A 17748-nucleotide genomic window follows, 5' to 3' on the forward strand; every position below is an offset into this window, starting at 1 on the left:
GCCGACAGCCCGAGACCCACCATGCGCCCCATGTTGCCGAACCGCCCTGCCCGACGCCACCACAGCGTGCCGCTGCGTCCGATCAGCATCGCGGTCTGCCTGCTGGGCGCGGCGCAAGGAGGCCTGGCGCTGCCGCAGGACGCGGTCCCGAGCTTCGGCCAGACCACGGTGCGGCAGACGGCACCGAACCAGCTCGACATCACGCAGACGACGCAGCGCGCCGGCATCGACTGGACCAGCTTCTCGATCGGCGCCAACGAGCGCGTCGTCGTCACGCAGCCCGGCAGCAGCTCGGTGCTGCTCAACCGGGTGCTCGGCAACGACCCGTCGCAGATCTTCGGCAGCCTGCAGTCCAACGGCAGCGTCTGGCTGATCAACCCGCGTGGCATCGTTTTCGGCGCCAGCGCGCGTGTCGACGTGGGCGGGCTGCTGGCCAGCACGCTCGCCATCAGCAGCGAGGACGTGGCGGCGGGCCGCATCGTGCTCGGCCGCGGCGCGGGCACGCCGGGCGAACTGGTGCAGGACGGACAGATCACCGCCCCCGGCGGCAACGTCATCCTGGTGGCGCCGCAGCTCACGCAGCGCGGCACCATCGACGCCCGCCGCATCGGCCTGGCCGCCGCCACCGAGGTCACGGTCGACGTCGAAGGCGATGGCCTGATCTTCTTCAACGTGCGCAACGACGGCAGCCTCGGCACCCGGCTGTCGCTGCTGGGCAACGTGCTGGCCGACGGCGGCGTGGCCGACGTGCGTGCCGCGGCACGCGCAGGCTTCGCCGACACGGTGCTGAACATGGACGGCGTCGTGCAGGCGCGCAGCATCGGGCAGCGCGGCGGGCGCATCGTCATCGACGGCGGCCGCGACGGCATCACCACCGTGGCCGGGCGCATCGACGCCAGCGGCTCCGAGGCCGGCTCGCAGGGCGGCGAGATCACGTTGCTGGGGCAGAACATCGGCATCGCCGGCACGGCCGTGCTCGACGCCACCGGCAGCGCCGGCGGCGGCACGCTGCTGGTGGGCGGCGACTTCCAGGGCAGGAACGCGGCGCTGCCGAACGCCGGGATGGTGTCGGTGCTGGAAGGCGCGCGGCTGGACGTCAGCGCCACGCAGCAGGGCGATGGCGGCAAGCTGATCGTGTGGGCCGACGGCGGCACGCGCTTCCTGGGCGCGGCCGACGCACGCGGCGGCGCGCTGGGCGGCGACGGCGGCTTCGTCGAAGTCTCGGGTGCCGAGCACCTGACCTTCCTCGGCACCTCGGACCGCTCGGCTCCGCTGGGCCAGGCCGGCACGTTGCTGCTGGACCCGAAGACGTTGCTGATCCGCGATGCCGATCCGTCGGTGAACGGCAGCGGCAACGTCGACATCGGCGACGGCAACCTCGGCGGCGCCGGGAACGACACCTTTGGCTTCGACACCTTCGCGGCCGCCGACAGCATCATCACCAAGCAGGCCGTCCAGGACCTGCTCGGCGGCGACGGCAGCGTCACGCTGCAGGCCAAGGAGACCATCACCGTCGCCGCGGGTGACACGCTCGCGCGCACCGGCACGGGCGTGCTCACGCTGCAGGCAGGCGGCGACATCCTGGTCAACGCCAACATCTCGGGCGGCGAAGGCCTGCGCCTGCTGGCCGGCGACAACGCCGCCGGCGCCACCCCCAGCGCCACCGGGCGCGTCAACATGCAGGCCGCCGTCACGCTCGACGGCGGCACCGGCACGCTCGAGATCCGCAACGGCCCCGGCAGCGGCATCCACCAGCTGCGCGGCACGCTGCGCGGCGCCTCCATCGTCATCGACGGCAGCGCCAACCTGGCGGCCTCGACCACCTTCAACGTCACCGGTGGCACGTCCACGCTCGACGGCACCATCACCGGCGGCACGGGCGCCAACCTGGTGAAGACCGGCGTCGGCGAACTGGTGCTGAGCGCCGCCAACACGTACGTGGGCAACACCACGATCAGCGCCGGCACACTCTCGCTGGGCGGCACCGCCGGCACGCTGGGCACGGGCGCCGTGACCAACAACGCGACGCTGAAGTTCGACCGCAGCGGCGGCGCCGACCTGACGATCGGTGTCGCCATCGGTGGCACCGGCAGCGTCACGCAGGCGGGCAGCGACACCACGATCCTGACGGCCAACAACACCTACAGCGGCGGCACCGTCGTCAGCGACGGCACGCTGCGCCTGTCCACCGGCACCGCCAAGGCCGGCAGCGGCGCGGTGTCGCTGGGCGCAGGCGCGGTGCTCGACCTCGCCTCGGGCGCCAGCATCGCCAACGCCGTCACCAGCGGCGGCGGCAGCATCACCAACAGCACCGGCACCGGCACGCTCAGCGGCGCGCTCGCGCTGACCGACGCCACCACCACGCAAGTGTCCAGCGCCGGCACCGGGCTCACGCTCGATGGCGCCATGAGCGGCGCCACCGGGGCGCTGCAGGTGACGGCCGGCACCGTGATCGTGAGCGCCAACGGCACGCGCGCCGGCACCACGGCCGTCGATGCCGGCGCCACGCTGCGCATCGACCAGAGCGGCAGCGACGTCGGCTCCGGCGCCATCGCGCTCGCCGACGGCGCCACGCTCGACATCACGACCAACGCCAGCGTCGGCAACGTGCTGAACCTGACCGGCAGCGCCACGCTGCGCAGCACCACCGGCAACGGCACGCTCGCCGCCGCCGGCGGCCCGCTGACGCTGGTCGACGCCGAAACACTCACGCTCGCAGGCGGCGCCAGCAGCACGCTGACGATCGCACGCGTCATCGCCGACCCGTCCGCCGTCACCACGGCGCCGGTGGTGAACGTCAGCGGCGGCACCGTCGTGCTGTCGGGCATCAACACCTACACCTCGGACACGAACGTCGCGGCCGGCGCGACGCTGGGCATCAGCGATGCCGGCGTGGCCGGCGGCACGATCGCGCTGTCCGACGGCGCGACGCTGGACATCCGCGACGACGCCACCGTCGCGAACGACATCGTCCTGGCGGGCGGCGCCACGCTGCGCAGCAGCATCGGCAACGGCACGCTGGCCGCCGGAGGCGGGCCGCTGGCCCTGGTGGACGACACCGCGCTGACACTGGCCGGCGGCGGCAGCAGCGTGCTGCGCATCGAGCGGGTCATCGCCGATCCCGCCGTCGTGACCGTCGCGCCGACCGTCTCGGTGGCCAGCGGCACGGTCGACCTCGCAGGGCTCAACACCTACACCGGCGCCACCGATGTCGCCACCGCCAGCACGCTGCGCGTCAGCGGCACTGGGGTGGCCGGCACGGCCGCCATCACGCTGCAGGACGGTGCCACGCTGGACATCACGGCCGGCGCCACGGTCGCCAACGACCTGCTGCTGGCGGGCGACGCCACGATCAGCAGCAGCACGGGCACCGGCACCGGCACGCTGGCCGCCGGCGGCGGCCCGTTTGCGCTCGACCTGGACAACGGCGCCACGCTGACGCTGGCCGGCGGCGCCACCAGCACGCTGGCGCTGGAGCGCGCGCTCGACGCCACCACGGGCAGCCTCGCGGTCAGCGGCGGCACGGTGCTGGTGACGCTGGCCAACGCGCACAGCGGCGGCACCACGCTCGACGGTGGCACGCTGCGCCTGTCGGGCGGCACGGCCACGCTGGGCAGCGGCAGCATCACGCTCGACGGCGGCACGCTCGACCTCGTCAATGCGACGGCCGACAACGCCATCACCAGCAATGGCGGCGCCATCAGCAACAGCAGCGGCAGCGGCACGCTGAACGGCACGGTCGCGCTGGGCAGCGGCACGACGACCCTGTCGGGCATCGGCCTGACGCTGGCAGGCGCGCTCAGCGGCACCGGGCTGCTGGGCATCGGCAGCGGCGACGTCACGCTGACGGCCGCCAACAGCCACAGCGGCGCCACCACCATCGCCGGCGGCGCCACGCTCACCGTCGGCGGCTCCGCCGGAACCCTGGGCACCAGCGCCATCACGAACAACGGCGCGCTGGTGCTCGCGCGCACCGGCACGCTGACGCTGGCCAACGCCATCGGCGGCACGGGCGACCTGGAGCAGGCCGGTCCCGGCACCGCGGTGCTGACCGGCAGCAACGCCTACAGCGGCACGACGCTGGTCAGCGGCGGCACGCTGCAGGTGGGCAGCGGCGTCAGCGCCGGTGCGCTGGGCACCGGGGCCGTGACGCTGGACGCCGGCACCACGCTCGCCTTCTCCAGCAGCAGCGCCCAGGCCGCTGCCAACACCATCACGGGCGACGGCGCCGTGACCAAGGCGGGCGGCGGCGTGCTGACGCTGTCGGGCGCCAGCGACTACACCGGCGGCACCACGGTCAGCGGCGGCACGTTGCGCCTGAGCAGCACGGGCACGGCCGGCACCGGCAGCATCACGCTGGGCACGGACACCACGCTGAACCTGGTGGGCGCCACGGTCGGCAACGACATCGCCGTCACCGGCAACGCCAGCATCACCGCCGGCACGGGCGGTGGCACGCTGACCGGCAGCGGCACCCTCGCCGTGGATGCATCGCGCACGCTGACGCTCGCCGGCAGCAGCAGCACGCTCACGGTCAACCGTGACATCGACCAGGGCGGTGCCAGCGCCGCCGTGGCCGTCAGTGGCGGCACCGTGGTGCTGACCACGGCCGGCAGCGACTACGCCGGCGGCACCACGGTGGCCAGCGGCGCCGCGCTGCGGGTCTCGGGCAGCGGCGTCGCCGGCAGCGGCGCCATCACGCTGAATGCCGGCACGCTCACCGTGGCCGGCGCCACCGTGGCCAACACCATCACCAGCAACGGCGGCAACATCACCGGCACCGGCACCGCGGTGCTGGGCAGCACCGCCACGGTCACGCTGGGCAGCGGCAGCACGACCACGCTGTCGAGCAGCGGCACGGGCGCCAGCCTCACGCTGAACGGCGCGATCGGCGGCCCGGCCACCGGGGCCGTGGCCGTCGGCGGCGGCAACGTCGTGCTCGGCGCCACCAACACCTACGACGGCAGCACCACCATCGCCAGCGGCGCCACGCTGAACGTGGGCACCGGCGGTGCCACCGGCACGCTGGGCGACGGCACGGTCACCGTCGGCGGCACGCTGCGCTTCGACCGCGACACCACCACCGCGCTGGCGGTGGGCAACACCCTCAGCGGCACCGGCAACGTGGTGCAGGCCGGCAGCGGCACCACCATCCTCACGGCCGACAACAGCTACAGCGGCGGCACCACCGTCAGCGCCGGCACGCTGCAGCTCGGCAACAACGGCACCACCGGCACGCTCGGCAGCGGCGCCGTGGCGCTGACGGGCACGCTGCGCGTGGCGCACACCGACACGCAGGTGCTGGCCAACACGATCAGCGGCACCGGCGCGCTGGTGCAGGCCGGCAGCGGCGGCACCACGCTCACCGCGGCCAACAGCTACAGCGGCGGCACCACGGTCAGCGCCGGCACACTGGCACTCAGCGGCAGCGGCACCGCCGGCAGCGGCAGCATCGCACTGGGCGCCAACACCCTGGACATCCTCGGCGGCGCCAGCGTCGCCAACGCCATCACGCTGGACAGCGGCGCCACCATCACCAACAGCAGCGGCACCGGCACGCTCGCGGCCGGGCCGGCCATCGCGCTGCCGGCCAGCGGCAACGTGACCCTGTCGAGCACCGGCGACGAGCTGCGCATCGAACGCGCCTTCGACATCGGCGCAGGCACGGCCAGCGTCACCTTCGGCGGCGGCGACGTGCTGCTGGGCACGGGCGGCAGCCTGGACGGCAGCATCGCGGTCGCCAGCGGTGCCACGCTGCGCCTGACGGGCAGCGGCAGCACCGGCACCGGCACGCTGCAGCTGGCCGCGGGCAGCACGCTCGACATCTCCGACGGCACCACGGTCGCCAACGCCGTCAGCAGCGACGGCGCGCTGGTCACCAACACCAGCGGCAGCGGCACGCTGTCCGGTACCCTGACGCTGCTGTCCGCCAGCAGCGTGGGCAGCACGGCCGACGGCCTCACATTCAGCGGCGCCATCGGCGACGGCGGCAGCGGCTTCGGGCTGGCCAAGACCGGCAGCGGCAACGTCACCTTCGCCGCCGACAACACGTATGGCGGCGCCACCAGCATCGGCGCCGGCACGCTGACCGTGGGCAGCGGCGCCAGCGCCGGCACGCTGGGCAGCGGCGCGGTCACGGTCGCCAGCGGTGCGACCCTGCGCTTCAACCGCAACGACGCGGTAGCAGTCGCCAACACCATCGGCGGCGCAGGCGGCGTCACGCAGCTCGGCACCGGCAGCACCGCGCTCACCGGCACCAACACCTACACCGGCTCCACGCTCATCAGCGCCGGCACGCTGGCCATCGGCAACGGCGGCAGCAGCGGCGCGATCGCCAGCGCCAGCGCCATCACGAACAACGCCACGCTGCGCTTCGACCGCGACGGCAGCAGCACGCTGGTGGTCGGCAACACCATCGGCGGCAGCGGCAGCGTGGTGCAGGCCGGCAGCGGCACCACGGTGCTGACGGCCGACAACAGCTACAGCGGCACCACCACCCTCGGCGCCGGCGTGCTGCAGCTGGGCAACGGCGGCGGCACCGGCACGCTGGGCAGCGGCGCGGTCACGAACGACGCCACGCTGCGCGTGAACCACAACGACACGCTGGTGATCGCCAACACGGTCAGCGGCACCGGCGCCCTCGACCAGGCCGGCACCGGCACCACCACGCTCACGGCCGTGAACGGCTACAGCGGCGGCACCACGGTGAACGCCGGCACGCTGCGCCTGACCGGCAGCGGCCGGGCCGGCAGCGGCAGCATCACGCTGGCCGACGCCACCACGCTCGACATCACCAGCGGCGCCAGCGTGGCCAACACGCTCGTCGCGCTGGGCGATGCCACGCTGCGCAGCAGCGCCGCCGGCGGCGGCACGCTGGCGGCGGGCACGACGCTGGCGCTGGCCGGCACCAGCACGCTCACGCTCGACGGCAGCGGCAGCACGCTGACCATCGCCCGCAGCATCGACGGCGCCACGGCATCGGTCGCCATCGGCGCGGGCACGGTCGTCCTGGGCGCCGACAACAGCCACGGCGACACCACCGTCGCCGCCGGCAGCACGCTGACCCTGGGCAGCGGCGGCGCCAGCGGCAGCGCGGGCAGCGGCGGCATTGCCAACAGCGGCACGCTGCGCATCAACCGCAGCGACACGCTGTTGCTTCACAACACCGTCAGCGGCAGCGGCAGCCTGGCCCAGGTCGGCGGCGGCACCACGGTGCTGACGGCCGACAACAGCTACACCGGCACCACGCTGGTCAGCGCCGGCACGCTGCAGGTGGGCAACGGCGGCAGCAGCGGCACGCTGGGCAGCGGCGCGGTCACGAACAACGCCACGCTGCGCTTCGCGCGCAGCGACACGCTGGTCGTCTCCAGCGCACTGGGCGGCAGCGGCGGCATCGAGCAGGCCGGCAGCGGCACCACGGTGTTCGCCGCCGACAACGGCTACACCGGCACCACGGCCATCAGCGCCGGCACGCTGCAGATCGGCAACGGCGGCAGCGCCGGCACGCTGGGCAGCGGCGCGGTCACGAACGACGGCACGCTGCGCATCGCGCGCAGCGATGCGGTGGCGATCGCCGCCGCCATCGGCGGCAGCGGTGCGCTCGAACAGACCGGCAGCGGCACCACCACGCTCACCGCGGCCAGCGGCTACGCCGGCGGCACGCGCATCGACGCCGGCACGCTGCGCCTGTCGGGTGCTGCGGCGCAGGTCGGCACCGGCAGCGTGCAGCTGGCCAGCGGCGCCACGCTCGACCTCGCCGGCGGCGCCAGCATCGGCAACGCGGTCGACAGCGCAGGCGGTACGCTGGCCAACAGCAGCGGCGCCGGCACGCTCAGCGGCGCACTGACGCTGTCCGCGGCGAGCACGCTGTCCAGCACCAGCAGCGGCGTCGGCAGCGGCCTCGTGCTGTCGGGCAGCGTCAGCGACGGCCTGGGCAGTTTCGGCCTCACCAAGACCGGCACCGGCACTGCCACGCTGTCGGCGGCCAACAGCTACGACGGACTCACGCTGGTGAGCGCCGGCACGCTGGCCACGGCCGGCGGTGCCGCCATCGGCGACGGCGCGCGCGTGGACGTGGCGGCCGGCGCGACGCTGCAGTTGAACAGCAGCGAAACCATCGGCGCGCTGGCAGGCGCCGGCAACGTGGCGCTGTCCGGCTTCACGCTGACCACCGGCGGCAACGGCGAGAGCACGCTGTTCAGCGGCGCCATCGCCGGCAGCGGCGGCTTGTCCAAGGACGGCGGCGGCAGCTTCACGCTGTCGGGCAGCAACACCTTCAGCGGCGCCACGCAGGTGCTGGACGGCGCGCTGGTGCTGTCGGGCAGCAACCGCCTGGCCGACGGCACCGCCGTCAGCGTGGCCACGGGCGCCACGCTGGAACTGGGCGGCAACGACACCGTCGGCAGCCTGCAGCTGGCCGGCACGCTGGACGGCAGCGGCACGCTCAGCGCCACGAGCTACACGCTGAGCAGCGGCACCGTGGCGGCGGGCGCGAACCTGGGCACCGGCACGCTCGACAGCAGCGGCAGCAGCACGCTCGCCGGCACCGCGGCCGCCACCAGCATCACGGTGGCCGACACGCTCACGCTGGTCGGCGCCGGCCGGCTGGCCGGCGGCGCCACCGTCAGCGTCGACAGCGGCGCCACGCTGGCACTGGGCGGCAACGAGAGCATCACGCAGCTGAACCTGGCCGGCACGCTGTCGGGCAGCGGCACGCTCACCGCCACCACCTACGCGCTGCAGGACGGCGGCGTCGCGACCGCAGCGCTGGGCGCCGGCACGCTGCGCAGCGACGGCAGCACACGCGTCGAGAACAGCGTGGGCGCCACCACGCTGGACGTGGACACCGGCACGCTGACGCTGGTGGGCGCGGGCCGCCTGGCCGGCGGCGCCACGGTGGGCGTCGGCACCGGTGCGACGCTGGTGCTGGGCGGCGACGAAACGGTGTCGCAGCTGAACCTGTCGGGCACGCTCGACGGCATCGGCCACACGCTCACGGCCGGCAGCTACGCGCTGGCCGGCGGCACGGTGCTCGCGAACCTGGGCACCGGCACGCTCACCAGCACCGGCAGCAGCCGGCTCGACGGCACTGCGGCCGCGACCACGGTGCAGGTCGAGGGCGGCACGCTGACGCTCGGCAGCCCCGAGCGCCTGGCCGACAACGCCACCCTCACGATCGACGGCCCGAGCGACGGCACGGGCGCCACGCTGGTGCTGAACGGCAACGAGACGGTGGACACGCTGGAGCTGTCGGGCCGCATCCTCGGCACCGGCACGCTGATCGCCTCCACCACCACCGACATCGGCTACGACCTGGACGGCGGCCTCGTCGGCAGCGGCGTGACGCTGGGCGACGGCACGCTGGAGTCGCGCGGCCTGAGCCGGCTCGACGGCCAGTCCACGGCCGAGTTCGTCAACGTGCGCGCCGGCACGCTGACGCTCGGGGCCGCCGAGCGCCTGGCCGACGACACCCGGCTGCGCGTGTTCGGCGGCGCCACGCTGACCACCAACTTCACCGAGACCGTGGGCCGGCTGATCCTGACCGGCGGCCAGCGCAGCGGCACCGGCACCGTGTCGGCCGCGGTCACCGAGAGCGACGGCGGCACCTTCGACAGCCCGCTCGGCGGCGGCGAGTTCATCGTCACCGGCAACACCACCATCAACAGCACCTCGGCCGCCACCGTGGTGCGCGTGGAGGCAGGCACGTTGACGCTGGGAGCCGCCGGCGAGTTCACGGCCACGCCGGCGATCACGGTGCTGGCCGATGCCGGCTTCGACCTGAACGGCAACGAGACGGCCGCCAGCCTGTCGCTGGCCGGCACGCTCGGCGGCAGCGGCCTGCTCACGGCCGCCACCTACAGCCTCGACGGCGGCACGCTGGGCGTGAACGCGGCGCTCGGCAGCGGGGTCTTCACGTCCACCGGCGCCAGCCGCCTGTTCGGCACGGTCGCCGCGACCGACGTCACCGTGCTCGGCGGCAGCCTCACGCTGCAGGGCGTGCAGCGGCTGGCCACCGACGCCACAGTGCAGGTCGACGCATTCGGCAGCCTGGTGCTGAACGGCAACAACACCATCGCCGCACTGCTGCTGGAAGGCAGCGTGCTCGGCAGCGGCACGCTCAGCGCCGCCACCTACGCGCTGAACGGCGGCACGGTGGACGCGGCGCTCGGCGGCGGCGCGCTCACGTCGCTGGGCGCCAGCAGCGTCACGGCCGCGGTGGGCGCCGGCAGCGTCACCGTCGAAGGCGGCACGCTCACGTTGGGCCCCGCGGCCACGCTGTCCGACAGCGCCGTGCTGGTGGTGCGCGGCAATTCGACGCTGGTGCTGGACCATGCCGAGACCGTGGGCCGGCTGGAGCTGGGCGACGGCCCCGCCAGCCGCGGCACGCTGGACGGCAGCGGCGCCCTGACGGCCGCGCGCTACGTGCTGGCCGACGGCACCGCCAACACGCAGCTGGGCGCCGGGGTGCTGGAGAGCACCGGCAGCAGCGCGCTGAACGGCACGGTGGCCGCCGGCACGCTGAACGTGGACGGAGGCACGCTCACGCTGGGCAGCGCCGCACGGCTGACCGACCTGCCTGCAGTCACGGTCGCTGCCGGTGCCACGCTGGCGCTGGGCGGCAACGAAAGCTTCGGCACGCTGGCCGGCAACGGTAGCGTCGCGCTGGGCGCAGCCACGCTCACCACCGGCAGCGGCGGCGACAGCAGCTTCGGCGGCGTGCTCACGGGCACCGGCGCGCTCGACAAGGTCGGCTCCGGCACCTTCACGCTGGCGGGCGACAACCTCTACAGCGGCGGCACCCGCGTGCTGGCCGGCACGCTGGCACTGGCCGGCACCGACACGCTGGCCGACGGCAGCAGCGTCGAGGTCGCGGGCAGCGCCACGCTGACCATGACCTCGAGCGACCGCGTCGGCAGCCTGCTGCTGGCCGGCACGCTGCAGGGCCCCGGCACGCTCACCACCACCACCACCGTGCTCGACAACGGCACGGCGAACGCCGACCTCGTCGGCAGCACGCTCACCAGCCGCGGCAGCAGCACGCTGGCCGGCAGCGCGGATTTCGCCAGCATCACCGTCGACGACGGCACGCTGCTGCTGACGGCCCCCGACCGGCTGGCCAACGGCGCGGCCGTCACGGTCGCCAGCCTCGCCACACTGACGCTGACCGGCGACGACCGCATCGCCACCCTGCAGCTCGCGGGCACGCTGAACGGCAGCGGCCGTCTCAGCAGCACCACGGCCACGCTCACCGGCGCCACCGTCGGCACCGACCTGGCGGCCGACACCGTCACGGCCAGCGGCAGCAACAGCACCACGGCGCGCATCGACGCCACGCGCATCGAGATCGCAAACGGCAGCCTGTCCACGGTGGGCGACGACCGCCTCGGCGACGCCGCGGACGTCGTCGTCGCCAGCGACGGCACGCTGCAACTGGGCGGCACCGACACCGTCGCCAGCCTGTCGCTGGCCGGCCTGCTCTCGGGCAGCGGCACGCTGTCGGCCGGCAGCATCGCGCTCGACAGCGGGCGCGTGCAGGCCGCGCTGGGCAGCGGCGCGCTCAGCAGCCGCGGCGCCAGCCAGCTCGACGGCACGGCCGATGTCGCCAGCGTCGCGGTGCTGGACGGCACGCTGCTGCTTGGCGGCCCCGCCCTGCTGCGCGCGGCGCCGCAGGTCGACGTGGCCGCGGGCGCGACGCTGCAGCTCGGCGGCAACGAGACCTTCGGCAGCCTGGCCGGCGCCGGCGCGCTGGCGCTGGGCGCGGCCACGCTGACCACCGGCAACGCCAGCAACACCGTGTTCGACGGCGTGCTCAGCGGCAGCGGCAGCCTCGTCAAGCAAGGCAGCGGCACGTTCACGCTCGGCGGCAACAACACCTACACCGGCAGCACCACCGTGGCCGCCGGCACGCTGGCGCTGTCCGCGCCGGAACGCCTGCACGACACCAGCACGCTGGACCTGGCGTCTGGTGCCACGCTGCAGCTGTCGGGCACCGAGACGATCGGCAGCGCCACGCTGGCCGGCACGGTGAACGGCAGCGGCACGCTGGCGGCCGCCACCACCACCTTGCTGGGCGCCACGGTCAACGCCGACCTCGGCGGCGGCAGCCTCGTGGTGGCCGCCAGCAGCACGCTGGCCGGCCGCTCGGGCGCCACCACCGTGTCCGTGGACACCGGCACGCTGACGCTGACCGCAGCCGACCGGCTGGCCGACGGCGCCAGCGTCAGCGTGGCCGACGGCGCCACGCTGGCCCTGACCGGCAACGACACCGTCGGCACGCTCGATCTGGCCGGCACGCTGGCCGGCAGCGGCACGCTGACCGCCAGCACCACCACGCTGGACAGCGGCACCGTGCTGGCCGACCTGGGCGGCGGCGCGCTGGTCGCGCGGGGGGCCAGCACGCTGGCCGGCACGGCGGCGTCCAGCACCGTGACCGTCGACGACGGCACGCTCACGTTCGGCAGCGCCGCGCGGCTGCTGGCGGCCCCGGCCGTCAGCGTCGCCAGCGGCGCAGCGCTCGTGCTCGGCGGCAACGAGACCTTCGGCAGCCTCGCCGGCAGCGGCAGCGTCGCGCTCGGCAGCGCCGTGCTCACCACCGGCAATGCCACCAGCACCAGCTTCGGCGGCGTGCTCGGCGGCAGCGGCGAACTCGTCAAGCAGGGCAGCGGCACGTTCACGCTGGCCGCCGACCAGGCCTACACCGGCCGCACCACGGTGACCGCCGGCACGCTGGCGGTGGCCGGCACGCTGGCCTCGGGCGACGTGCTGGTCAGCGGCGGCACGCTGGCGCTGCAGGCCGCCGACCGGCTGGCCGATGCGGCCACGCTGGCGGTGCTGGCCGGCGCCACGGCCACGCTGGCCGGCGACGACACCGTCGCCAGCCTGGCGCTGGCGGGCACGCTGGGTGGCAGCGGCACGCTCACCGCGGCCAGCTACGCGCTCGACGGCGGCACGGCCACGGCCGACCTCGGCACCGGCACGCTCACGAGCACCGGCGCCAGCCGGCTCGACGGCAGCAGCGCCGCCAGCACCGTGCAGGTGACCGGCGGCACGCTCACGCTGGGCAGCGCCGCACGGCTGACGGCCCTGCCCGCGGCCACCGTCGACGCCGGCGCCACGCTGGCGCTGGGCGGCAACGAAAGCCTGGGCACGCTGGCCGGCAGCGGCAGCGTCGCGCTGGGTGCGGCCACGCTCACCACCGGCAGCGGCGGCGACAGCAGCTTCGGCGGCGTCATCGCCGGCACCGGCGGCCTCGTCAAGCAAGGCACCGGCACCTTCACGCTCGGCGGTGCCAGCACCTACACCGGCAGCACCACGGTGCTGGACGGCACGCTGGCGCTCGACGGCGCCGGGCGGCTGCAGGCCGACACCACCGTCAGCGTCGCCAGCCCGGCCACGCTGACGCTGGCTGGCGACCAGAGCGTCGCCGGGCTCACGCTGGCCGGCGCGCTCAACGGCAGCGGCACGCTGACCGCCCCCACCGTCGCACTCGACGGCGGCACCGTGCGTGCCGACCTCGGCACCGGCACGCTGCGCAGCACCGGCGCGAGCCGGCTCGAAGGCAGCAGCGCCGCCACCACCGTGGCCGTGGACACCGGCACGCTGACGCTGACCGCAGCCGACCGGCTGGCCGACGGCGCCAGCGTCAGCGTGGCCGACGGCGCCACGCTGGCCCTGACCGGCAACGACACCGTCGGCACGCTGGCCCTGGCCGGCACGCTGGCCGGCAGCGGCACGCTGACCGCCAGCACCACCACGCTGGACAGCGGCACCGTGCTGGCCGACCTGGGCGGTGGCGCGCTGGTCGCGCGGGGGGCCAGCACGCTGGCCGGCACGGCGGCGTCCAGCACCGTGACCGTCGACGACGGCACGCTCACGTTCGGCAGCGCCGCGCGGCTGCTGGCGGCCCCGGCCGTCAGCGTCGCCAGCGGCGCAGCGCTGGTGCTCGGCGGCAACGAGACCTTCGGCAGCCTCGCCGGCAGCGGCAGCGTCGCGCTCGGCAGCGCCGTGCTCACCACCGGCAACGCCACCAGCACCAGCTTCGCCGGCGTGCTCGGCGGCAGCGGCGAACTCGTCAAGCAGGGCAGCGGCACGTTCACGCTGGCCGCCGACCAGGCCTACACCGGCCGCACCACGGTGACCGGCGGCACGCTGGCGGTGGCCGGCACGCTGGCCTCGGGCGACGTGCTGGTCAGCAGCGGCACGCTGGCGCTGCAGGCCGCCGACCGGCTGGCCGATGCGGCCACGCTGACGGTGCTGACCGGCGCCACGGCCACGCTGGCCGGCGACGACACCGTCGCCAGCCTGGCGCTGGCGGGCACGCTGGGTGGCAGCGGCACGCTCACCGCGGCCAGCTACGCGCTCGACGGCGGCACGGCCACGGCCGACCTCGGCACCGGCACGCTCACGAGCACCGGCGCCAGCCGGCTCGACGGCAGCAGCGCCGCCAGCACCGTGCAGGTGACCGGCGGCACGCTCACGCTGGGCAGCGCCGCACGGCTGACGGCCCTGCCCGCGGCCGCCGTCGCCGCGGGCGCCACGCTGGCGCTGGGCGGCAACGAAAGCCTGGGCACGCTGGCCGGCAGCGGCAGCGTCGCGCTGGGTGCGGCCACGCTCACCACCGGCAGCGGCGGCGACAGCAGCTTCGGCGGCGTCATCGCCGGCACCGGCGGCCTCGTCAAGCAAGGCACCGGCACCTTCACGCTGGCGGGCGACAACCTCTACAGCGGCGGCACCACGGTCGATGGCGGCACGCTGGCGCTGGCCGGCGCCGACACGTTGGCCGACGGCAACGCCGTCACGGTGGCCCGCGGCGCCACGCTGGCCATGACCGCCAGCGACCGCATCGGCAGCCTGGCGCTGGCGGGCACGCTGCAGGGCCCCGGCACGCTGACCGCCACCAGCAGCACGCTCGACGGCGGCCGCATCGCGACCGCCCTGGTCGGCGGCAGCCTGGTGTCGGCGGGCGACAGCCGCATCGACGGCACCGCCACCGTCAGCACGCTGCGCCTGACCGGCGGCACGCTCACGCTGGCCGGCGCCAACCGCCTGGGCAGCGCGCCCGCCACCACGGTGGACGGCGGCGCGACGCTGGTGCTGGGCGGCAACGAGACGCTGGGCTCGCTGGCCGGCAGCGGCACGGTGGCGCTGGGCGCCGCCACGTTGTCCACCGGCAGCGGCGGCGACAGCAGCTTCGCCGGCGTCGTCGCCGGCAGCGGCGGCCTCGTCAAGCAGGGCACCGGCACCTTCACGCTGTCGGGCGCGAACAGCTACGGCGGCAGCACGCTGGTGCAGGCCGGCACGCTGGCGCTGCAGGGCAGCAACCGGCTGGCCGATGCCAGCGACGTCACCGTGGCCAGCGGCGCCACGCTGGCGCTGGCCGGCGACGACACCGTGCGCAGCCTGCTGCTGCGCGGCACGCTGGCCGGCAGCGGCACGCTCAGCGCCAGCACCGGCGCCACGCTCGACAGTGGCCGTGCCGACGCCAACCTGGGCGCGGGGCTGCTGGTCACGCGCGGCAGCAGCACGCTGGCCGGCACCTCGGCCGCGGGCACGGTGGACGTGCAGACCGGCACGCTCACGCTGACCGCCGCAGACCGGCTCGCCAATGGCGCCGACGTGTCGGTGGCCAGCGGCGCCACCCTGACGCTGAACGGCAACGACGCCATCGCCAGCCTGCTGCTGCAGGGCACGCTGGCCGGCAGCGGCCGCCTCGACGCCACCACCACCACGCTGGACAGCGGCAACGTGCTGGCCGACCTGGGCGGTGGCACGCTCGTCAGCCAGGGCGCCAGCCGGCTGGCCGGCAGCAGCGCCGCGACCACGCTGCGCGTGGACAGCGGCACGCTGACCCTGGTCGGCGGCAGCCGGCTGCAGGCGCTGCCGGCGCTGACGGTCGCCGGCGGCGCGGCCCTGGTGCTGGGCGGCAACGAACGCATCGGCAGCCTGGCCGGCGCCGGTGCGCTGGCGCTGGGTGCGGCCGTGCTGTCCACCGGCGCCAGCGGTGCCGACACCAGCTTCGCCGGCAGCATCGGCGGCAGCGGCGGGCTCACCAAGCAGGGCAGCGGCAGCTTCACGCTCACCGGCACCAACACCTACACCGGCCTCACGCGGGTGGAGGCGGGCACGCTGACCATCGGAAACGGAGCAAGCGCCGGCAGCGTTGCCAGCAGCGGCTTCGTCGTCGACGGCCTGCTGCGGTCGGCCCGCGCCGACGAGGTGGCGTTCGCCCAGCCGATCAGTGGCAGCGGCGGCTTCGAACAGGCCGGCAGCGGCACCGTGCGCTTCAGCGGCGGCAACAAGACCTACACCGGCGGCACCACGGTCGCCAGTGGCACGCTCGCCACCACCGGCAGCGAGCAGCTGCCCGACAACGGCGACGTGGCCGTGGCGGCGGGCGCCGCGCTGGTGCTGGGTGGCGACGAGACGCTGCGCGGCATCGCCGCGCAGGGTGACGTCACGCTGGCCGGCCTGCTGGCCGCCAGCGGCGACATCACGCTGCAGGGCGCGGCCATCGCTGCGGGCGGCGCGGCGGTCACGCTGCGCGGCCAGGCGATCACGGCCGTGAACGCCGGCAACCGCTGGGGCAGCAGCGTCGCCATCGACGCCGCCGGCGCGCTGGCGCTCGACAGCGGCAGCGAGGCCGGCGTGCGCCGCGACCTCGTGCTGGGCCGCGTCGACGTGGCGGCCGGGGGCACCGTGTCGGCCGGCGTGCTGTCGATGCAGGACACGCTGACCGTGGCCGGCGGCACGCTGGCACTGGTGTCGTCGGCCGCGGCCACGGCGCAGGCGCCCGATGCCGACCTGGTCGGCCGGCTCAGCCCGGCGCAGCGGCAGATCGCCTTCACCACCGACGTCGTGCGCCAGACCGCCGGCAGCCGCATCGACGTGGCCGAGGCGGCCGCGCTGCAGGTGCTGGCCGAGAACGGCGGCTCGGTGCAGCTGCAGGCCGCGGACAACCGCTTCGCGGGCAGCCTGGAAGTGCGCAGCGGCGGCGCGGTGGCGCCGTGGGCCGGCAACATCACCAGCGTCAACTTCGGCGGCGGCACGCAGGAGGTCTCGCTGCAGAGCCGCGTGCGCGTGGAAGGCAGCAGCGTGCGCGTGGGCGGCGCCGGCATCGAGGCCGACGTGGTCGCGATCCGCGCCGACCAACTGCGCACCGCGCCGGGCGCGGTGATCGCCGCGCGGCTGCCCTTCGACAACCTCGCCGGCACCACCACGGCGCTGCCGGCGCTGACGCTGGAGCTGAGCGACGCGGCCTTCCTGATCAGCGCGCCGTTCGGGCAGGGCGGCGGCAACGAGATCGCCATCAACGTCGGCAGCCGTGCCTGGGGCAACCGCACGCTGCCGCTGGACAGCGGCTACATCACGGTGCTGCCGCGCAACGGCGCGCGCGGGTCCACCGCGGTGGTGCTGAGCGGCCCGCCGGTGGGGGGCTACACCTTCTTCTTCGACGGTGCCGGACTGCAGACCGAGATCCCGGTCTTCTACAACGGCGTGCTGCCGGTGACGCCGCAGGTCTCGGGCTCGATCGCGGCCACGGTGTCGGTGTCCGAGGGCGCGCGCAAGGAGCGCTTCGACGACGCGGTGCGCACCGAGAACGTGGCGGTGCGGCTGCGTGCCGGCGTCATCGCCGAAGTGGGCCCCGGCCGCCCGGCCACGGTGGGCACCGAGGGCGCGCGCGCGCCCGAGGGCTGCACGCCGGCCGAGGGCAGCCTGGCGTGCGCGCCCTGAGGTCTGGGGGATACTGCG

At 75.3% G+C, this 17748-nt stretch carries 1 protein-coding gene; it reads left to right on the top strand.

All coding sequences use genetic code 11. The features are described from left to right. The first annotated feature begins 21 nt into the window (after positions 1–21). Complete coding sequence (locus ACPOLB_RS09330; RefSeq protein ID WP_425261065.1) at positions 22–17730, top strand: autotransporter-associated beta strand repeat-containing protein; 17709 nt, start codon at positions 22–24, stop codon at positions 17728–17730. Positions 17731–17748: the final 18 nt, after the last annotated feature.

Source organism: Rubrivivax soli (genome assembly GCF_049810355.1).
In the GTDB taxonomy this organism is placed as follows: Bacteria; Pseudomonadota; Gammaproteobacteria; order Burkholderiales; family Burkholderiaceae_C; genus Rubrivivax.

Excerpts from the sequence above, each read along its gene's own strand:
- ACPOLB_RS09330 (WP_425261065.1), top strand. The coding sequence starts at position 22 with ATGCGCCCCATGTTGCCGAACCGCCCTGCCCGACGCCACCACAGCGTG.